A 22,304-nucleotide genomic window follows, 5' to 3' on the forward strand; every position below is an offset into this window, starting at 1 on the left:
CCGCGGCCCGCCGGCAACGCCACGTATCCGGAACCGCGGTGTCGGTCTCCGCGTCCAAGAACCGCCACCCGAACGGGGAAGTGCGGCGTGCCGTGGGGGGCCGCTCACTAGCCTCCTCCGGGGCATCGCAGGTGGCGGAGGAAGGGGCAGATCCGGGTGGACCTGCAGGTGTGCCTGCTCGGGCCGGTCCGCGCCGTCCGCGGGGACGAGGCGCTCGCGCTGGGGGGCCCGCGGCCGCGCGCGCTCGTGGCGCGGCTCGCTCTGTCCGCCGGGGGGTCGGTGCCGGTCGAGACGCTCGTCGCGGCGCTGTGGGACCCGCCGGGCCCGCCGAGCGCGCTGAGCACGCTGCGGGCGTACGTCTCGCGGCTGCGCGGCGGGCCGCTGAACGGCCTGCTGGAGAGCGCGAGCGGCGGCTACGCCCTGCGCGTCGACCGGGCGGCCGTCGACCTGCTCGCCGTGCAGGGCCTGCTGCGCGCCGCACGCGCGGCCGCCTCGGACCCGGCGCCGGAGCGCTCCGAGCGGGCGCTGCTGGAGGCCGCGCTGGCGCTGTGCACCGGGCCGCCGCTGTCGGACGTGCAGGACGCGCCGTTCGCCCGGGAGGCGGCGGCGGCCTTCGCCGAGCCGTACATCTCGGCCCAGGAACGGCTCGCCGAGCTGCAGTTGCGGGCGGGGGAGCACCAGGCCGCCATCGAGAGCCTGTCCGCGCTCGTCGCGGCCCACCCGCTGCGCGAGGGGCCGGCGGTGCTGCTGGCAACCGCGCTGGCGCGCACCGGCCGCGTACCCGACTCCCTCGACGTCCTCGACACCCTGCGCCACACCCTCGCCGACGAGCTCGGGCTCGACCCCACGCCGCAGGTGCTCCGGCTGCGGCAGGCCCTGCTCGTGCACGACCCGGTCGTCCTCGGCCTCGCCCGGCCCGACGCGGTGGCCCCGGACGCCGCCGTCCCTCAGGCCGCCGCCCCTCGGCTCCCGCTGCCGCTGACCCGGTTCGTCGGCCGCAGCAGCGAGATCGCCCAGGTGCACGCCGCGCTCGACACCGCCCGCCTGGTGACCCTGGTGGGACCGGGCGGCAGTGGCAAGACTCGGCTGTCGCTGGAGGCGCTGCGCCGGGCGGAGCTCGGCACGGCGCAGCCGACCCTCGTCGAGCTCGCGGAGCTGCAGGACCCCGGGCTGGTCGCGGCAGCCGTCGCCCAGGCTCTCGACATCTCGACGCGCGAGGGGGACGTCGAGCCGCTCGTCGCGTCCCTCGCCGGCCGCCGGGCGCTGCTCCTGCTCGACAACGCCGAGCACGTGATCGACGCGGTCGCGCAGCTGACGGCCACCCTGCTCTCACGCTGCCCCGGCCTGCAGCTGCTCGTCACCAGCCGGGAGGCGCTCGGTGTCCCGGGCGAGCGCGTCGTCCCGGTGCCGCCGATGCGGCTGGGCGCCTCCAGCGAGGCTGGTGAAGCCGAAGCGCTCTTCGCCGATCGCGCGTCACTGGCCGCGCCGGGCTTCACGCTGGACGAGCAGACCCTCCCTGCCGTACGCCGGCTCTGCGCCGCGCTCGACGGCATCCCGCTCGCGCTCGAGCTGGCGGCCGCCCGGCTGGCCGTGCTCTCGCTCGACGACATCGCGGGGCTGCTGGACGACCGGTTCACGCTGCTCGCCGACAACGGCCGCGCCACTCCGGCGCGCCATCGCACGCTGCGGTCGGCGGTGGAGTGGAGCTACGGGCTGCTCGACGACCAGGAGCGCGAGCTCTTCACCGCCACCGGAGTCTTCGCGGGGCCGTTCGGCCTCGACGCGCTGCGCGGGGTGTGCGAGCCGGAGCTGGGCTTCGACGTGCTGGGGCCGCTCAGCCGGCTCGCCGCGAAGTCGATGATCGAGGTGAGCGGCGGCGTGGACGCCCCGCGGCGCTACCGGCTGCTCGACACGCTGCGCACCTTCGCCCAGGAGCAGCTGCCCGCGGACCGGGGCGACCGGCTCGCCGAGGCACACACCGAGTGGTACGCCGCACTGGTCGATGCGATCGAGCCCGAGCTGCGCCGGGAGGGGCTGCGCGCCGCCCACGCCCGCCTGGACCAGGAGCGCGCCGACCTGCGGGCCGCCCTCACCCGTGCGCTCGAGCGCGGCCAGCGGACGCAGGCCCTCCGACTCGCGGGCGGCCAGGCCTGGCATTGGCTGCGTCGCGGCAACCTGGTCGAGGGGATGCGCTGGACGGACGCGGCGCGCGCCCTGCCCGGGCGGGCGCCGGCTGACGTGGAGACGCGGGCGACGATGGGGGCCGCGATCCTCGCCTACATGGCGGGCGACACGCAGCGGCTGCACGCGCTGGGGGAGGCGGGCGCGGCGCAGGCCGCGGAGGCCGGCGACGCCAGTGCCGGGGCCGTCGCCCACGGCTACTGCGGATATTGGGAATCCCTCTTCGGCGAACTCGAGCGCGCTCCTTTTCACTTCGCCGAAGCGCAGCGCCTGTTCGCCGACGCCGAGCCGTGGGCCCGGAGCAAGGTCCTGATGACGCGCGGGCAGTACCTCCGCGCTCAGGGGCGCCATGCCGAGGCGCTGACCGTGCTCGCCGAGGCTGCCGCCGAAGGAGCCCGGTGCGGTGACGTGTGGGCCGTCGGGTCCGCCCGCTGGGTCGCGGCGAAGGTCCACCTCGATCTCAACGACGGGCGATCCGCGCTTCGTCTGTTGCTGGCCGCGTGCACGGACACCTATTTCGACAGCGACATCACGAGCACGCTGGCCGGGCTGCACGTCGCGGCCGCGGCGCTCGCGATGCTCGAACGCCACGTGGAGGGCGCCCGGCTGCTCGGCGCGGTCGACGCCCTGGGTGAGCGCTACGGCTACTCGGCGGTGCGCATGGATCCCGTGGACGGGCCGGCCTGCGTGGACCGGGTGCGCGAGGGGCTGACGCCGCGGGTGTGGGCGTCGGCCTACGACAGCGGCCGCGGCATGTCCGTCGAGGCGCTCCTCGACCTGCTCCGCGACGTCGCGCGGGCGACCCGCGTGCTCCCCGTGGCCGCCACCGGCTGACCCGGCGCGCGGGCGGGCGCCGGCGCGCCGCCCGCACCCGCGCCGCCCGCACCGGCGCGCCGGCCGCCAGCCGCGGCCTGCCCGCACCCGGCCCGCCCGCACCCGCGCGCCGCCCCGGCCGGCGGTTGCAACGACGTTGCAGCCCCCGTTCCGAGGCCCGGACCGCGCCCGCCGCCGACAGGCTGTGCGGTCATGATCCGCCTGCCCTCCGCCCTGCTCGGGGCGCCCTCGCCCGCCGTCGACCGCCCGCCGCTCTGGGCCGGGCTCGGCCTGCCCACCGGCCACGACGCGCCCGCCGCTGCGTACCCGTCGATCAGCGACCTCCCGGCCTGGCGCTGGTGCTGACCCGCCCGGCCCTCACCTCTCCATCCCTCGCCCGCAACGTCCTCAGGAGTCGGCTGTGAAGCGCACCGCCGCGCACCGCGCGCCCCGTCCCCACCTCGGCGTCCGCTGGACCCTGGCCGTCGTCACGATGCTCGCCGCGCTCGCGGCGATGGGCGCGCTACGTGCCGGCGCGTTCTCCGGCCCCGCCCGAACACCCGAACTCGCGTTCTCCTTCGGCCCACCGGGCGCCATGCCGGCGCCGGCTGCGCCGGCCAGCACTGCGCCACGCGACGAACAGCCGGCCGCTGCGCCGCCGTCCGCTGCACCGCCAGCCTTCCGCGCCGCATCCGTGCAGCCGGGTGACCCGGTCTCCTTCGACGCGTGCGCCGCGGAGGCGGTGCGGGAGTCGGACGAGCAGACGCAGTGGGAGTTCACCGGCCCCGGCACCGCACAGCAGCGGTGGGGCTGCCGGGTCGACGTCTCCTTCGCCCGGCCCGGCACCTACACCGCGACGGTGCGGGTGGGGGAGGCGACCCGCGCCCAGACCGTCCTGGTGAGCACGGCCGACCCGGTCGCGGTCGCGGTCGGGCAGGGCCTGCGCCGCTTCGTCGCGTCCCTGGGCGTGGTCGACGCCGCCAAGCAGCTCGTCGCGGGCATGCCGCTCGTCGGTGAGGCCGCCGTGCGGGCGATCGACGACAAGGTCGACGACTGGCTCGACGAGGCCGAGGCGAAGATCGCGGAGGCATCGCAGCAGGCGGGGCAGACGATCGCCGAACTGGACGCCCAGCTCGACGACCTCAACGGCGACGGCGACACCACGGACGACATCGACGGGCTGAGCGGCCTGAAAGTCGACCTCGACGCCGGGATCTCGCCGCACGCGGCCGCCACGTCGTACGACATCACCCTCAAGGCCACGGTCACGGTCGACGCGATGCCGCAGCTGGAGCTCCTGGCCGAGGAGCTGAAGATCGGCGGGCAGACGTTGTCCGGCGGCATGACCTTCACGTCGCAGACGAGCTTCGTGCTGCGGCCGCAGCTCCCCGAGGACAAGCGCTTCGCCATCCCCGCCGCGGACGCGCAGATCGGCAGCTTCAAGCTCGCGTTCGCCAAGGCCTTCGCCGCCGGCTCCACCCCGCTCGCGCTGGACGTCGGGCCGCTGTCCGCCACCGCGACCGGTGCTGTGAAGGCCGACGTCGCGGTCGGCGCCCGATTCGTCGACCCGAACGGCGACGGCGTCATCGACTTCGGCGAGCTGGGCGACCCGGCCAAGCTGGTACGCGTCAGCTGCTCGTCCGGCGGCGCGCAGGTCGCGCTCGACGTGCGCGCCGGCCTCAAGGGCCTGGAGGGCAAGGTCGGCAAGGTCACGCTGGACGACAAGAACCTCTGCGACGGGGTGAAGGCGCCGGAGCTGGAGCTGGCGGACCTCGGGGACCTCCGCAACGTCACGGCCGTCGACGTCGTCAACGCCCTGGCCCAGCTGACCACCGCGCTGGGCTCGCTGCAGCAGGCCGGCGACCTCGACCTCCCGTTCGTGAAGGAGGGCCTGTCGAGCGTCGCCCAGCTCAACGAGAAGCTCGTGAAGTTCTTCGTGGACAACGGGCTGACCGACCCGGCGAACCCGATGGCGACGGTCACCGTCCCGCCGGAGCGCGAGGCCGAGTTCGACAGCCTCGACGAGCTCGTTCCCAAGCTCACCTCGGCCCTCGGGGTCACCCCGCAGCAGCTGGGCATGCGCTGGGAGGGCCGTCGGCTGCTCTTCGACGTCAAGCAGGCCTCGGACCCGGCGGCGAAGCCGAACGTCGGCACTCTCGACTTCGGCGACGCCCTGCAGAGCACGGGGCTGGTGTCCCTCACCGGCTCTGCGAAGGCGACGATCGACCCGGCGTACGCCGTGAACGTCACCGCGGGCATCGACCTGCGACCGGGCCTCGAGCTCGACGAGCGCGCGTTCCTCAAGGCCGGCGACGGGCCGGAGCTGAGCCTGGACGGCGTCGTCACCGCCGACGTCGACCTCACCGGCAAGGCCTCGCTCCTCGCGGTCACCGTGAAGGACTCGGCGAACGGATCCGTTCCCCTGCTGCGGCGCAAGGACGCGGCCAAGCCCATGGTCTCCGTCGACCTGGTGGACCGTTCGGGCGACGGCTATGTGACGCTCGCGGAGCTGGCCGCGGCCGTCGCCGCAGCCGAGTCGCCGGTGCGGGTGACGTTCAACGCGACCGTCCCGCCGACCGACCTGCTCGTGTCGGGCTCGGTCATCGGCCAGCAGGTCGTCGGCGGCAAGGTCACAGTGAGCTGGCCCGACGTCTCGGTCACGAGCGGGACCGGCGCGCTGTCGGTGACGGCGGACGACACGTTCAAGAACCAGGTGCTGCCGTTCGCGTACGACCCGCAGAACCCGACCGCGGTCGTCGGGCAGGTGCTCGCCGCGGCCCGCGAGATGGTCGTCGCGCTCCGCGACCAGATCGCGAAGGACCCGTCGCTGAAGGCCCGCCTTCCGCTGGTGGGGCGCAGCGTCGCGGACCTCGACCCGCTGCTCGGCCGCCTGGTCACCTCGCTGGACGAGATCATCGGTGCGCACGACGCGTTGACGCTGGCAGAGGCCCAGAAGGTGATGGAGAAGGCGCTCGCCGCGGCCCTCGGGCTGAAGGGGGAGAACCCGCCGGACCTGGTGACGCTGGCCTACACGCCCGCCACCGCCGACAAGCAGGCCACGCTCACGGCCACGCTGACCCTCGGTGCCTGCACCAAGGCGCGTGCTCCCGGCCGCGCCGGCTGCACCGTGAGCGAGGACGCGCTGAAGCTCCCGCTCAACCTCGAGCTGGGCGACTCCTCCGGCGCGGGCCTCGCGGGGGCCGGCACCACCGGCGACGCGACGATCGACTACGACGCCCGCGCCGTCCTGTCGGTGGGCGTGCGCCTGCCCCGGGTCAACCTCGGCAACACCACCACCACGCCGCCGTCGTCCAACGGCTCCGACCCCGTCCTCTTCGTCAGGGACGACAGCTCGCTCGACCTCGGGCTGGGCGTCGCCATCGGCGCCACGCTCGACGCCACCGCCGGACCGCTCACGCTGAAGGTGGGCAGCGCGGAGAAGCCGGCGAAGGCGGCCCTGGCGGCCCGCTTCACGCTGAAGGCCGCGACCCCGACCGGGGCCGAGCTCCGTATCGGCTCCGAGCTGACCAACTGGATCTCGTCCCTGATGCCGCGCAAGGGGCAGGTGACCGTCCACGAGCTCGACGGGCAGCTGCGGGCGAGCTGTCCCGGTGTCACCGGCGTCGTCGACGCCTGCGCCGTGCTCCCGGTGTACGCGGGGTCCGGCGCGACGTACCTCGGAGACGTGAAGTTCACTGCACCTGACCTGCTGACGCCGACCGGCTGGACGTTCGACGCGAGCGCGATCCAGCAGTCCCTGCAGAACGGCAGCGTGCAGCTCCAGCTCATCCTGGACGGGCTGCAGACCCTCGCCGACAAGCTCGCGGTCGCGCTCGAGGCGATGCCCGAGGGCACGAAGATCCCGCTGCTCGGCGTCGACGTCACCGCGGGCGCGGACATCGTCAAGAGGTTCGACGAGGGCGTGCTCCAGCCGGCGCAGAACATCGTCGCCGAGCTGCAGCAGCAGTCGACCGCGGGCGCGCTCCGCACGAAGGCCCAGCAGCTGCTGGGCACGCTGCCGGTCCTGCGCCCCGGGCAGCAGGCCACCGTGCTGCTCGAGTGCCAGAAGGGCGGCGGCGTCGGCGTCTGCGACGACGGCGCCTCGATCACCACCCTGCACCGCTTCGAGGTCAAGCTGCCGATCGGCGCCACCGTGCAAGGGGAGGCGCCGGCGTTCGACGTCGGCTTCCCCGGCCTGCGGCTGAAGAGCGACGGCCAGCTGGCCGGCAAGGCGTCGTTCGAGCTCGACCTCGGGTTCGGCGTCGACCGGGTCAACGGCTTCTACGTCACCACCGACAGCACCAAGCCCGAGCTGCGCGTCACGGCGGCCGGCGCGCTGCCGAACGCCGACGGCCCGGCCAACGACCTGCGCGCCGAGATCGCGTTCCTGCCCATCACGCTCGAGGACCAGCACGCCGGCGACGAGGTCACGGTCACCGTCGGCGTCGACCTCGTCGGCGCCATCGCGGGGGGCCGCATCCCGGTGCAGCAGCTCGGGGCGGCCCAGCTCGTCACCAGCGTCGCGGCCGACGGCAGGATCGACCTCGCGCTCGCGACCGCGCTGTCCGGCAAGTCGTCGCTGCCCAAGCTCAAGGCGGACCTCGTGATCGAGGGCAAGTTCTCCTGGGCCAGCAACAGCTCGGTCAGCTCGTCGTTCTCGATCAAGTTCAACAACGTGACGTTCGACATGGGCAGCGTCATCACCGACTTCCTCAAGCCGGTGGCCGCGGACCTGCGCAAGTACCTCTCTCCGCTCGAGCCCACGATCGAGGCCCTCGACAAGCCGATCCCCGGGGTGGCCGAAGCCGCTCGCTGGGTGGGCAAGCCCGCACCGACGTGGTTCGACCTCTTCGAGGCCGTCGACAAGCTCAACACCCGCCCCGGCCAGGCGAGCGGCCTGCAGGTCATCACCCGGGTCAAGACGCTGGTCACCCTGGTCAAGGCGCTCGACAAGGCCAGCGGCGCCTCCGGTGAGCTCCCGCTCGGCTCGTTCACGCTCGACGCCACCGAGGCGCGAAGCCCGGTGCCGGCCGACGAGGTCGACGGGCTGCTCTCCTCGGTCAGCCTCACGTCCGGCGCCGGGGGCACGACGAAGGTCTTCGACCGCATCGGCTTCTCCGCGAAGAAGGAGCTCGACAACGCCCGCGCCGAGGGCGGCTTCACGTTCCCGGCCTTCGACGACCCCAAGCAGCTGTTCGGCATGCTTCTCGGCAAGGACGTCACGCTCGTCCACTACGACGCCGGACGCCTCGCGATCGAGCGCGGCTTCCAGTTCTCGTTCCCGATCGGGCCGTTCAAGCTCCACATCGGCGGCGCCGCCGGCGTCGAGGGGCACTTCGCCGCTGGCTACGACACCTACGGCTTCCGCAAGGCCTACCAGGTCCTCGGCGACGACGACCCGTCGAACAACGGCGTCTGGGACGTCTCCGCCGGCTTGCTGCAGGGGCTCTACCTCGACGACTACGACAAGGCCGGCAACGACGTACCCGAGATCACGTTCTGGGCCGAGCTCACCGCCGGCGCGTCGATCGGCGTGCCCGGGCTGTCGGTCGGCGCGGAGGGCGGCATCCGCGGACAGGTGGACATCAACCTGCGCGACGACGACGGCAAGCTGCGCTTCGAGGACATCGGCCGGCAGCTGAAGATCAACAAGAACCCGGTGTGCATGTTCAACGCTTCAGCGAAGATCAGTGCGTTCATCCGGGCCGTCGTGGACACCCCCTTCGGCGACATCAAGTACCCGATCGCCAACGCCGTGATCCTCGACGAGCCCGACCTGCTCGACTGGTGCAACACACCGCAGGGCGACGAGGAGCCGAAGACCGCCAAGCGGCACTCCGACGGCTCGCTCGTCCTCAAGACAGCGGCCGAGGCGGACACGTTCTTTGTCAACCAGACCGCGCCGGGCACCGTCGTCATCAACGCGAAGGGCGTGCAGGAGGAGTTCACCGGCGTGACCCGGGTCCTCGGCAACATGGCCGGCGGCAACGACATCGTCGAGGTGCAGAGCTCGGTCGACAGCCGGCTCGACGTCGTCCTCTGCGGCGGCATGGGTGACGACCGCCTGAACGCCACGACGGGCGTCGTCGGCCTGTACGGCGACAACGGCCCCGGCTTCGAGGTGCCCGACGACGAGGGCAAGCCGGAGAAGGTCGCCTGCGCCGCCGCTGGAAGCGGCGGCCGCGACGACCTGCGCGCCGGGGCGTACTCCGACGTGCTCGACGGCGGCAACGGCGACGACTCGTTCGACGCCGGCGCCGGCAACGACACGATCGACGCGGGGATCGGCAACGACTCGCTGCGCGGCGGTGCCGGCGACGACACGCTCAAGGGCGGCGGCGGCGAGGACACCACCGACTACAGCGACCACACCGACGCGGTGCGCGTCACGCTGCCCGGGCCGAGCGGGGCCGGGGCCGAGAAGGACACGGCCGACTCGGTCGAGACGGTGTTCGGCAGCAGCGGTGACGACGTCATCGTCGCGCCCGACGACCGCACCGTGCGGATCGACGGCGGGCCGGGGAACGACCGGATCGACGGCGGTGCGGCCACCGACCTGCTCTTCGGCGGCATCGGCAACGACACGCTCGCCGGAGGTGCCGGGAGCAACTCGCTCTTCGGCGGCGCGGGCGACGACCGCTGGGTCGACGGCGCGGGCTGGGACACCTACTCCGGCCAGGACGGCTTCGACACCGCGGACTACAGCGCGGCGTCGGGCCCGGTGACCGTGCGGCTCGACCGGCTGCAGAACGACGGCGTCGAGGGCGGCTCGCCCGACAACGTGCTGGACGCCGAGCGCGTGCTGGGCGGCGCGTACGACGACGCCCTGCGCGGCAGCAGCCTCGACGAGGAGCTGCGCGGCAACGCGGGCAACGACCTGATCGAAGGCGGGCCCGGCAACGACGGCCTCTTCGGCGGGGCCGGCAAGGACGCCGTCCTCGGCGACGCGGGCATCGACACCCTCGACGGCGAGGCCGGCGACGACCGGGTCGACGGCGGCAAGGGCGCCGACGACCTGCGCGGCGGAGCCGACTACGACCTGATGGACTACTCGGAGCGGACGAGCAACCTCTACGTCACCAAGGACGACGCCGTCGGCGACGGCGGCCCCGAGGACGTACGCGGTGGCTCGACCCCCGCGGACAACGTCCACACCGACCTCGAGCACATCAAAACCGGCACCGGCAACGACAACGTCTGGGGCTGGGGCGGCCACGACTTCCTCGAGACCCAGCAGGGCGACGACACCCTGCAGGGCAACGGCGGGTCGGACCGCATCGAGGCCGGCGACGGGGAGGACGACGTCTACGACGTCGAGCACAACAAGCGCGACACCGACACCGGGGACGACGCGGTCTTCGGCGGCGCCGGGGACGACTACATCCGCGGCGACGGCGGCAACGACACCGTCGAGGCGGGGGACGGCGACGACAGCGTGCAGACCGGCTCCGGCCGGGACACGGTGCGCGGCGGCGAGGGCGGCGACCAGCTCTGGGCGGGCGCCGGCGACGATACGGTCGAGGGCGGCCCGGGGGAGAACTCGATCCGCGGCGAGGCCGGCAACGACACGCTCACCGGCGGGCCGGGCGTCGACCGCATGCAGGGCAACAAGGGCGCGGACACGATCGTGGCCGGCGACGGCGACAACACGGTTTACGGTGACGACGGGCAGCCGGCGTCGTCCGGCGACGGCCCCAACACGGTCAGCGGCGGCAGCGGCCGGGACGTCGTCTACGGCGGCGACGCCGCGGACGTCGTGACCACCGGCGGGGGCAGCGACTCGGTGACCGGGTACGCCGGCAACGACACCATCACCACCGGCCCCGGCGAGGACTGGAGCTACGGCAACGAGGGCGACGACGTCCTCGACGGCGGCACCGAGAAGGACGTCATGGAGGGCGACGAGGGCAACGACCGGCTGCTCGGCGGGACGGGCCGCGACGCGCTCCACGGCGGCCAGGGCAACGACGTGCTCGCGTCCGGGGTCGACGACGACTCGCTCTGGGGCGACGAGGGCGACGACTTCCTCGACGGCGGCGCCAACGCCGACGCGTTCTACGGCGGCGACGGCACCGACACGCTCTCCTACGCCGAGCACAGCAAGCCGCTGCTGATCCGCTTCGACGGCAACGACGACGACGGCAGCGAGGAGGACGCGTCGTCGGCGTACGACGACGGCCGGCGGGACTGGCTGTGGGGCGGCATCGAGGCCGTGGTCGGCACCCCGGCCGCCGACGTCATCGGCCTGCAGAGCGGCTACCTGCTGCCGGCCATCACCTTCGACGGCCGCGACGGGGACGACACCCTGCGGGTCAACCTTCCGGGCATCGCGACCAACGTGACCCTGCTCGGCGGTCCGGGCGACGACACCCTCGTTGGTGGCACCGGTGCCGACGTGCTCGACGGCGGCGCCGGCAACGACACCGAGTCCGGTGGCGCCGGGGCCGACCGCTTCGTCCAGGGGACGGCCCCCAACGGCGCCGACACCCTGGCCGGCGGCCCCGACGCGGATGTGGCCGACTACTCGGGCCGTCCCGCCGGCTCGGTCGCGGTCACCCCGAACGACGTGGCCGACGACGGAGCGCCCGGCGAGCGGGACGACGTCCGCTCCGATGTCGAGGGGTCGCGACTCGGCGAGGTGATGCCGCCGCCTCCGCCGCCGCCCGTCGACTCGACGCCGACGCCGACGGTCCCGGTGCCCCAGCCGACGCAGCCGCAGCCCCAGCCGACGCAGCCGCAGCCCCAGCCGACGCGGCCGGCCCAGCCCGCGCCGCAGCCGGCGCAACCGGCACCACCGCCGGCCCAGCCCGCGCCGCAGCCGACGCAGACCGCGGCCCCGCAGCCCGCGCCGCTCAAGGTGTCGGTGAAGCCCGCGTCCGTCGCGGAGGGCAAGCCCGGCAAGAAGTCCAAGCTGACGTTCGTGGTGTCGCTGTCGGCCCCGGCCAAGGGCAAGGTGTCCGTGAGGTGGGCCGCGGCAGGCGTCACCGCGAAGGTCGGCAAGGACTTCGCCAAGGCGTCCGGCACCGTCACCTTCAGGAAGGGGCAGCGGTCCGCCACGGTCACCGTGCTCGTCCTCGGCGACAAGGCCAAGGAGAAGAACGAGACGCTGCGGGTGACGCTGTCGAAGCCCGCGGGAGCCGTGCTCGGGACGAAGACGGCGGTCGGCACCATCCGCAACGACGACAAATAGGGCGTACCTCCGGCTCCCTCAGCCGCGCCCGACCTTCTCCGGGCCCCGACCGCATCAGCGGTCGGGGCCCGGCTGCGTCGTGCCCGAGGTCGCGGGGGACCGACCTTGAGCCGCGGCCACCCCTGGCTCAAGCGCGCGGCAAGGGCGGCTCAAGGGCCGCGCGGCACGGTTCGGCCATGAGCTGCGGACGTGCGCGACGGGCCGGGGGTGCCGGCACCCCCGCCCGGTGGGGTGCTACCGCCCTCGTATCACCGGCCCGCTCCCGCGCTCGTACCTCCTTGGTGCCACGCGTCGCGCTCCGGGCCCCAGCCGCCTGCTTCCCCTTCAGGAGATCCCTGTGACCGGTCGACTTCCCGGGGTGCACCGCGCCCCGCGCACGCCCGCCCCGCGCACGTGGGCGTACCTCCTCGTCGCGGTGCTGGCCACGCTCGGCCTCGCAGGGGCGGTACGCGCAGGAGCCGCCCCCGGCTCGTCCGACATGTCCTTCAGCTGGGCGATGGCCGACCGGATAGGCCAGGACGCCGACGGGGACGGGAGAGTCGACTACGACACGAGCCCGGGATACCTGAACCCGACCTCGTGGAAGGCAACGTTCGACGCGTGCGCGGCGCCGGCGGTCAAGGACCGGGGCGCCGGGACGCAGGTCGTCTGGACCGTCAAGGGCGGGCCGCTCGACCGCACCGTCGCGACCGGCTGCAAGACCGAACAACAGTTCCCGAGCCTTGGTTCGTACGCCGTGACGGCCACGATCGCCGGTGACCCGGGCGCCACCACCGCCCAGACCGTCACGCTCAAGGACGTCTTCCTCGTGTCCGTCGGCGACTCCGTCGCGTCGGGGGAGGGCAACCCCGACACGGTCGGCCCGGCGCCCATCGGGCCGTTCCCGTTCTACGGGCCGGTCTGGCAGGACAGGCAGTGCCACCGCAGCGCGCTCGCCGGCCCCGCACAGGCCGCCATCCGCCTGGAGAAGCGCGACCCGCACAGCTCCGTGACGTTCCTGCACCTGGCCTGCTCGGGGGCCACGATCGAGACCGGCGTGCTCGGGCCGTACGAGGGGATCGAGCCGAAGCTGGGGCCGGTCAAGCCCGCGCAGCTCGACGAGGCGGTCCGGCTGGCGTCCGGTCGGAAGATCGACGGCCTGATGATGTCGATCGGCGCCAACAACCTCGGCTTCGCGCCGATCGTGAAGTCCTGCCTCGCGCTCGCGCACTGCCACACGGCGACGGTCCCGGTCCCGGACAACGCCCAGCACATCTACGACACCGGCCTGCCCAAGCTCGCGCCCGCCTACGCCCAGCTCGACGCCAGGATCGACCAGCTCGCCGCGGCCGGCAAGGTCGACAAGGTCTTCCTCTCGCAGTACTTCGACGTCGCGCAGTACGACGACGGCAGCATCTGCTCAGGCCTGACCGACGCGGAGCGGGCCGCGAACAAGAAGCCCGACGGCTCGGTGAGCGACGGCTTCTCCCAGGACGAGCACCAGTGGGCCACGTCCACTGTCGTCCCCGGCCTCAACAACGCGGTCAAGGCGGCGGCGGACAAGGCCGACGACAACGGCGGCCCCGCGTGGACGCTCGTCGACGGCATCGCGGCGAAGTTCGCCAAGCACGGCTACTGCGCGAAGGACCGCTGGATCCGCCAGCTCTTCGAGTCCTTCGCCTACCAGCACGACCAGAACGGCGCCTTCCACCCCAACGCCGAGGGCCACCTCTACGGCTACGGCGCCCGCATCGAGGAGGTCGCCGCCCCGGTGCTCGGCATCGCCGGCACACCGGCCCCGTTCGGCGCCGACCCGGCCGTCGACGCCACGGCCGAGGGCGTCAGCGGCATCATCGCCACGCTGGACGAGCTGAACGCCTTCGAGCAGATCGCGAACCTCATCCCCGTTGCGGACCGGGAGAACCTCAACGCGTTCTACCAAGACCTGTTCACCTGGATGGCCTGGGCACAGCAGAAGATCGAGCAGTTCTCCGCGCAGGCGGGCAGCACGATCACCGCGCTGGACGCGTTCCTCGACGACCTCAACGGCGACGGCAACTCGGCCGACGACATCCCGGGCCTCCCGGGCGGGGTGAAGGTCGACGTCGACGTCGACATCCAGCCGCACGTGCCGTCGACGGAGTACGACGTCAAGCTCAAGCTCGACGTCGCCCGGGACGGCAAGTCCGACTTCGAGTACGAGTCCGACGGCCTCGAGCTCGACGGCGTCAAGGCGCTCACCAGCGCGATCCGCTGGGTGTCCGACCTCGACGCGAGGGTCCGTCCGGCGAAGAAGGACAAGGACAAGGACTGGCTGACGATCCCCGCCGAGAAGGACTTCGGCACGGTCAAGCTCAAGCACGACGGGACGCTCGACTCGACGAGCACTCCGCTGAAGCTGAACGTCGGGCTGCTCAGCGCCTCGGCGACCGGCAAGGTCAAGGCCGACATCGCGGTGGGCGCGAAGTTCAAGGACCCCGACAAGAACGGCGTGATCGACGCGAGCGAGCTCGGCCTCGGGCTGTTCTCGGTCTCGTGCACGTCCGGCGGCGCCGACATCGCCCTCGACGTGAAGGCGGGGCTCAAGGGCCTCGAGGGGAAGGTCGGCAAGGTCACGCTCACGGACAAGAACCTCTGCGACGGGTTCAAGGCCCCCGACTTCCAGCTCGCCGAGCTCGGGGACTTCGAGAACGTCACCGTCGCGGACTTCGTCAACGGCCTGGCTCAGCTGACCACCGCGCTGAGCGCCGCTCAGCAGTCCGGCGACCTCGACCTCCCCTTCGTCAAGGAGGGCCTGTCGGCGGTCGTGTCGCTCAACGAGCGCCTGGTGAAGTTCTTCGTCGACAACGGGCTGACCGACCCGGCTGACCCGATGGCGACGATCACGATCGACCCGACGAAGCAACCGGACTTCGCGACTCTCGACAAGATCGTGCCGAAGCTGGTTGCCGCCCTCGGGCTTCCCTCGTCCGACGCGCTCAACGTCCGCTGGGAGGGCGGCCGGCTCCTCCTCGACGTGAAGCTGGCCTCGGACCCGGCGGCGAAGCCGGACGCGGGGACGCTGGACTTCGGTGACACGCTCAAGAGCGCGGGGCTGCTGTCGCTCACCGGGAGCGCGAAGGCGACGGTCGACCCGGCGTACGCGCTCGACCTCACCCTGGGCGCGGACCTGCGTCCCGGCCTCGCCCTGGACCAGCGGTTCTTCGTCAAGGCCGGCACCGGCCCCGAGCTCACCCTCGACGGGGCCGTGACGGCCGACGTGGACCTCACCGGCAAGGCCTCCCTGCTCGCCGTCACCGTCAGGGACACCGCCAACGGCGCCGTCCCGCTGCTGCAGCGCAAGGACCCGGCCAAGCCGATGGTCGCGATCGACCTGGTCGACCGGTCCGGCGACGGCGTGGTCACGCTCGCGGAGCTGGGCGCAGCCGTCGCGACGAGCCAGTCGCCGGTGAGCATCGCCTTCAACGCGACCCTGCCCGCGACCGTGCTCGACGTCGTCGGCTCGCTCGCCGGCACGCCGCTCGCCACCGGCAAGGTCACCGTGAGCTGGCCGCAGGTCCCGGACACCAGCGGCAGCGGGGCCTTCAAGCTGACCGCGGACGCGGCGTTCACCAACACCCTCCTCCCGTTCGCATACGACCCCGACGACCCCACGGCGATCGTCGGCCAGGTCCTCACCGCCGCCCGCGAGACGGTGGTGCGGCTGCGGACGGCGCTCGCCGACGACCCGTCGGCCGCGGCGAACCTGCCGCTCGTCGGCCGGAGCGTCGCCGACCTCGACCCGCTGCTCGCCAAGCTCGTGACCGCGCTCGACGACATCATCGCGGTCAACGACGCGCTCACCCTCGAGCAGGCCGAGCAGCTGCTCGAGAAGGCGCTCGCCCAAGGGCTCGGCGTGACCGGCACGGCCCCCGACCTCGTCAAGCTCGGCTACGAGCCGGCGACGGCGGACAAGCAGGCGGCCCTCCTCGTGAGCCTGAAGCTCGGCGCCTGCACGACGGACCGGTCGGCAGGGCGCGACGGCTGCACGGTCACCCCAGCCCCCTTCGACGTGCCGCTCAACCTGCGGCTCGGCAAGACGGCCTCGTCCCCGGGGCTCGCCGGGCTGGGCGCGGCCGGCAGCGTGCGCATCAGCTACGACGCGCGCGCGATGCTGGACTTCGGCATCGAGCTGCCGCGGGTCACCCTCGGCAGCACGGCGTCCACCCCGCCGGGGGCAGGCGGCGCGAAGCCGCGGCTCTTCGTCGTGGACACCTCCCGCCTCGACCTCGGCCTCGGGGCGAAGGTGTCCGGCACTTTCGACGCCACCCTCGGCGCGGTGACGGTCAAGCTCGGCAAGGCCGGGAAGCCCGCTCAGGCCGCCGTCGCCGCCCGCTTCGTGCTCGCCAAGCAGAGCCCAACGCGGCAGCGGCTGACCAACCTGAAGACGTTCTTCGAGTCCCTGCTCCCCGCGCCGGGCACGGGGAACGTGCACGAGCCGGACGCCGCGCTGCAGGCGACGTGCACCGGCGCTCCGGCCGGCGTCGATGCGTGCGCCGTGCTCCCGGTGACGCTGCAGTCGACCGAGCTCGGCGACGTCACCTTCCACGCCCCGGACCTGCTCGAGCCGGACGGCTGGGCGTACGACATCGAGGCGGTCAAGAATTCGCTGTCGAGCCCGGCCGTGCAGTTCTCGCTCCTCATCGACGGGCTGCGCCTCGTGGCGCAGAAGCTGCAGGCGGCGCTCGAGGCGATGCCGGCCGGGTCGAAGATCCCGCTGCTGGGAGCCGACCCCACCGCCGGAGCCGAGGTGCTCGAGCGGTTCGACCAGGAGGTCCTCGGCCGGGCGCAGACGCTGGTGACCCAGGTGCAGGAGGCAACGTCCATCCCGGCGATCGAGCAGCGCACCCGTGACCTGCTCGGCTCGATCCCGATCCTGCTGGACACCAACAAGGACGGCGTCAGGGACGGGCGGGACGTCACCGTGACCCTGCTGTGCCGCAAGGGGAGCGGGGTCGGCAGCTGCGACGCGGCCCAGCCGGTCGGCGACCTGCAGAGCTTCGAGGTCAAGCTCCCGGTGGGTGGCACGATCGTCGACGCCAAGTCCGCCTTCGACATCGGCTTCCCCGGCCTTCGGCTCGCGAGCGAGGCCGAGGTCACGGGCAAGGTGAGCTGGCAGCTCGACCTCGCGTTCGGCGTCGACCGCACCAACGGCTTCTACGTGCCGACCAACACGCAGCAGGCTGAGCTCCAGGTCACCGCCTCCGCGGCACTGCCGAACTCCACGTCCGGCAACGACATGGAGGCCACGCTCGCCTTCCTGCCGATCGCCGTCGAGGACCTGAACGTCGGCGACGACATCACGCTCGAGCTCGGCGTCGACCTCAAGAGCTCCGCCCCCGGCGGCATCCTCACGCTCCAGCAGCTGGGCAGCCTCGACCTCCAGCCGTCGATCGACGCGCAGGCGAAGATCGAGCTGGGGCTGGCGACGTACCTCCGCGCCGGGCAGACGTCGTCGCTGCCGAAGGTCAAGGCCGACCTGCGTGTCGGGGGCAAGCTGTCCTGGACCGGGGCCGCGGGGAGCAAGCCCGAACCGCAGTTCACGGTCAAGTTCGACAACGTCCGCTTCGACATCGGCAGCATCGTCACCGACTTCCTGCGCCCCGTCGCCCGTGACCTTCGCACGTTCATCTCCCCGATCGAGCCGACGCTGGACGCCATCGAGAAGCCGATCCCGGGCGTGTCCGAGGCGGCACGGTGGGCGGGCAAGCCCGCGCCGCGGTGGATCGACCTGATGCGCGCGGTCGACTCGGCGAACACCCAGGGCGGGCGCTCCAGCGGCCTGCAGCTGATCGACCGCATGCTGCTGCTGAAGAACCTCGCCCAGGCGCTGGACCAGCCTGCCGGCCAGAACGGCGAGCTGCTGCTCGGGTCGTTCGAGCTCGACACGTCCGCAGCCGCCGGCCCGGTCCCTGCGGACCAGCTGGACTCGCTGCTGAAGAACCCGACCTACGCGACCGGCACGGGCGGCACGAAGAAGGTGCTCGAGCGGCTCCCCGGCCTGACCGCCAAGAAGGAGCTCTCCGACGCACAGACGAAGGGCGGCTTCACGTTCCCGGCCTTCGACGACCCGAAGCTGCTGTTCGGCATGCTGATCGGGAAGGACGTCCCGCTCGTCTACTACGACGCCGGCAAGCTCGGCATCGAGCGCAGCTTCCAGTTCAGCTACCCGATCGGTCCGTTCACGCTCTACATCGGCGGCTCCGCGGGCATCGACGGCCACTTCGCCGCCGGCTACGACACCTACGGGTTCCGCAAGGCCTTCCAGGTGCTCTTCGACGACGACCCGGCCAACAACGGCGTGTGGGACGTCTCGAAGGGCCTGCTGCAGGGCCTCTACATCGACGACCGCGACCAGCAGGGCAACGACGTCCCCGAGGTCCGCTTCCGCGCGGAGTTGACAGCCGGCGCATCGGTCGGGGTGCCCGGCCTGTCGGTCGGCGCCGAGGGTGGGGTCGAGGGCAACGTCGACATCAACCTGCGCGACGAGGACGGCAAGGTCCGCTTCGAGGACATCGGCCGCCAGTTCAAGGTCAACAGGAACCCGGTCTGCATGTTCAACGCCTCCGCGCACATCGGCGCGTTCATCCGGGCCGTCGTGGACAGCCCGCTCGGCGACGTCGAGTACCCGATAGCCAGCGCCACCATTCTGGACGAGCCCGACCTGACCGAGTGGTGCAACACCCCGCAGGACGCAGGAGAGCCCAAGACGGCCAAGCGGTACGCCGACGGCACGCTCGTGCTCAACGCGACCGCCGCGCCGGACACGTTCCTCATCAACCAGGTCGCGCCACACGTCGTCTCGATCAGCGCGCTCGGCGTGCAGGAGCGGTTCGAGGGCGTCAACCGGGTCTTCGGCACGATGGGCGGCGGCGCCGACCGCGTCGAGGTCCACGGCAAGGAGCACGGCCGGCTCGACGTGGTCCTCTGCGGCGGCCTGCAGGCTGACCAGCTGCACGCCGACACGGGTGAGACGGGGCTCTACGGCGACAGCGGTCCCGGCATCACCATCGTCGAGGACGGCCAGCAGAAGCCGGTGCCCTGCGATCCCGGCGGCTCGGGCGGCCGTGACGACCTGCGGTCCGGGGCGTACGCCGACGTCCTCGAGGGCGGCCCGGGCGACGACGCTTTCGACGCCGGCGACGGCAAGGACGTGCTCAAGGGCGGCGCCGGCAACGACAGCCTGCGCGGCGGGCTGGGCGACGACGACGTGCAGGGCGGCGGCGACCAGGACACCACCGACTACAGCGACCACACCGACGCGGTGACCGTCACCCTGCCCGGGCCGAGCGGGTCGGCCGGGGAGAAGGACTCGGCCGACGGGGTGGAGACCGTCATCGGCAGCGCGGGCAACGACACCATCGTCGCGCCGAACGACCGCACGGTCCGCATCGACGGCGGCCCGGGCGACGACACGCTGCGCGGTGGCGACTCGACCGACCTGCTCATGGGCAGCAGCGGCAACGACACGATGTCCGGCGGCGGTGGCGGCAACCAGATCGCCGGTGGGCTCGGGGACGACCGCTGGGTCGACGGCCCCGGCTGGGACTCGTTCTTCGGCCAGGAGGGCGTCGACACCGCGGACTACAGCGCCGCGAGCGGCCCGGTGGTGGTCCGGCTGGACCAGCTGCCGAACGACGGGGTCGTCGGCGGCCAGCCGGACAACGTCTTCGACGCCGACACCGTGCTCGGCGGGGCGTACGACGACGTGCTCCGCGGCAGCAAGGCCGACGAGACGTTGCGCGGCAACGGCGGCAAGGACCTGGTGGAGGGCGGCCCGGGCCGGGACGCGCTCTTCGGTGGCGACGGGCCGGACACCGTGCACGGTGACGCCGGCCAGGACACCCTCGACGGCGAGGCCGGGGACGACACGGTCGACGGCGGCTCGGGCTCGGACGACCTGCGCGGCGGCGCCGGCTACGACACGGTCGACTATGCCGACCGCACCGAGTCGCTCAAGGTCAGCAAGGACGACGTCATCGGCGACGGCAGCTACCCCTACGACTGGAGCGCCGGCGGCCAGGCCCAGCTCGACAACGTCCGCACGGACCTCGAGCACATCGTCACCGGCAGCGCCCGGGACGACGTGTGGGGCTGGAACGGCCCCGACGTCATCGAGGCCCGCGAGGGCGGCGACAACGTCTTCGGCATGGGCGGCACGGACCGGCTCGACGGCGGGCCGGGCAACGACAACGTCTACGACGTCGACTACGGCGGCGGCATCCTCACCGACGGCGTGTCCGACGAGATCCTCGGCGGCGACGGCAACGACTACCTCGTGGCCCAGGGCGGCGACGACCGCACCGACGGCGGCGCGGGCGACGACGAGGTCTGGGGCTCGCCGCAGAAGGACACGATCCTCGGCGGGCCGGGACGCGACACGGTCAACGGGCGCGACGGGGACGACCGCATCGAGGTCCAGGACGGCGGCAGCTGGGTCGACGCCGGCCGCGGCGACGACACCGTCATCGGCAGTGCGCAGGACGACTGGGTCTACGGCGGCCTCGGCGCGGACCGGGTCGAGACGTTCGAGGGCAACGACACGGTGTACGGCTACAGCGAGCAGAACCCCGCCGCCGACGGTGCGAACATCATCAGCACCGGCCCCGGCGTCGACGCGGTGATCGGCGGCGACGCGGTCGACACGATCGACACCGGCGACGGCGAGGACCAGGTCAACTCCGGCGGCGGAGGCAACGACGTCGTCGTCACCGGCCCCGGCAAGGACTCGGCCAACGGGGGCGCGGGCAACGACACGATCGACACCGGCGAGGGCGACGACGCCGTCCGCGGCGACGAGGGCGACGACACCCTGCGCGGCGGCGACGGCCGCGACACCATGACCGGCGGCGACGGCAACGACACCCTCGGAGGCGGTGCCGGCAACGACGCCATGGACGGCGGCCAGGGCGACGACACGCTCGACGGCGGCACGGGCGCCGACATCTTCGGCGGCGACGCCGGCTTCGACACGGTCACCTACGCCGGGCGCACCACCTCCGTGGTCGTCAACTACGACGGCAACGCCAATGACGGCGACGAGTCCGACCGGCACGCCACCGACCCGACGTCGAGCCAGCGCGACTGGCTGACCGACTCGGTCGAGCGCGTCGTCGGCGGCACCGGCGACGACACGCTGACGGTGGACTACGCGAAGCAGACCCCGACCACGCTCGAGGGCGGCCCGGGGAAGGACACGCTGCAGGTCAAGGCCGCGACGGCGCGGGGCACGGTGACGCTGCTCGGCGGCGACGGGGACGACGCGCTGACCGGTGGGGCGGGCGCTGACGTGCTCGACGGCGGGCCGGGCACGGACGTGGAGAAGTCCGGTTCGGGTGACGACTGGTTCGTGCAAGGGGCTTCGCCCAACGGCGCGGACGACCTCGCCGGTGGGGACGGTGCCGACACCGTCGACTACTCCGGGCGGCTCGTGGGCTCGGTGGCCGTCACGCTCGACGAGGTGGCGAACGACGGTGCCGCGGGGGAGGGGGACAACGTCCGCTCGGACGTCGAGTCCTCGGTGCTCGGCGGGGTGGCGCCGCCGCCCCCGCCGCCCGTGGACCCAGAGCCGACGCCGACGGTGCCGGCCCCGCAGCCGACCCAGCCGCAGCCGCAGCCGACACAGTCCGCGCCGGCACCGACCCAGCCGCCGGCACCCGCACAGCCGGCGCCGCAGCCGTCGCAGACCACCGCGCCCCAGCCCGCGCCGACGCAGACGGCCGTGCCGCAGCCCGCGCCGTTGAAGGTGTCGGTGAAGGCGGCCTCGGTCGCGGAGGGCAAGCCCGGCCAGAAGGCGAAGCTGACGTTCGTGGTCTCGCTGTCGGCTCCGGCCAAGGGCACGGTGACGGTGAAGTGGGCGGCGTCCGGGGTGACGGCGAAGGCCGGCAAGGACTTCGCGAAGGCGTCCGGGACGGTGACGTTCAGGAAGGGCCAGAAGTCCGCGACGGTGACGGTGCTCGTCCTCGGTGACCGCGTCAAGGAGAAGAACGAGACGTTGAAGGTCACGTTGACGAAGGCGTCGGGGGCCGCGCTCGGGGTGAGGACCGCGACGGGCACGATCCGCAACGACGACCGGTAGGGCGTACCCGAAACGAATGCGGGT

At 73.0% G+C, this 22,304-nt stretch carries 4 protein-coding genes; all 4 read left to right on the plus strand.

Annotated elements, in window-relative coordinates; all coding sequences use genetic code 11:
* The first annotated feature begins 156 nt into the window (after positions 1–156).
* A complete protein-coding gene (locus G9H71_RS07605) occupies positions 157–3,015 on the plus strand; it encodes an AfsR/SARP family transcriptional regulator (RefSeq protein ID WP_166280295.1) in 2,859 nt (952 codons plus the stop codon).
* Positions 3,016–3,207: 192 nt separating this feature from the next.
* On the plus strand, positions 3,208–3,360 hold the full coding sequence (locus G9H71_RS07610; RefSeq protein ID WP_166280296.1) for a hypothetical protein: 153 nt from the start codon (positions 3,208–3,210) through the stop codon (positions 3,358–3,360).
* A gap of 55 nt (positions 3,361–3,415) precedes the next feature.
* On the plus strand, positions 3,416–12,184 hold the full coding sequence (locus G9H71_RS07615) for a Calx-beta domain-containing protein (protein WP_166280297.1): 8,769 nt from the start codon (positions 3,416–3,418) through the stop codon (positions 12,182–12,184).
* A 337-nt stretch (positions 12,185–12,521) separates the two neighbouring features.
* Positions 12,522–22,280, plus strand: coding sequence for a Calx-beta domain-containing protein (locus tag G9H71_RS07620; protein WP_166280299.1), 9,759 nt, complete (start codon positions 12,522–12,524; stop codon positions 22,278–22,280).
* Positions 22,281–22,304 lie beyond the last annotated feature (24 nt).

The sequence above is a fragment of the Motilibacter deserti genome, assembly GCF_011250635.1.
Taxonomy (GTDB): Bacteria; Actinomycetota; Actinomycetes; order Motilibacterales; family Motilibacteraceae; genus Motilibacter_A; species Motilibacter_A deserti.

Coding starts and splice junctions, on each gene's coding strand:
- G9H71_RS07610 (WP_166280296.1), top strand. CDS start 3,208: ATGATCCGCCTGCCCTCCGCCCTGCTCGGGGCGCCCTCGCCCGCCGTC.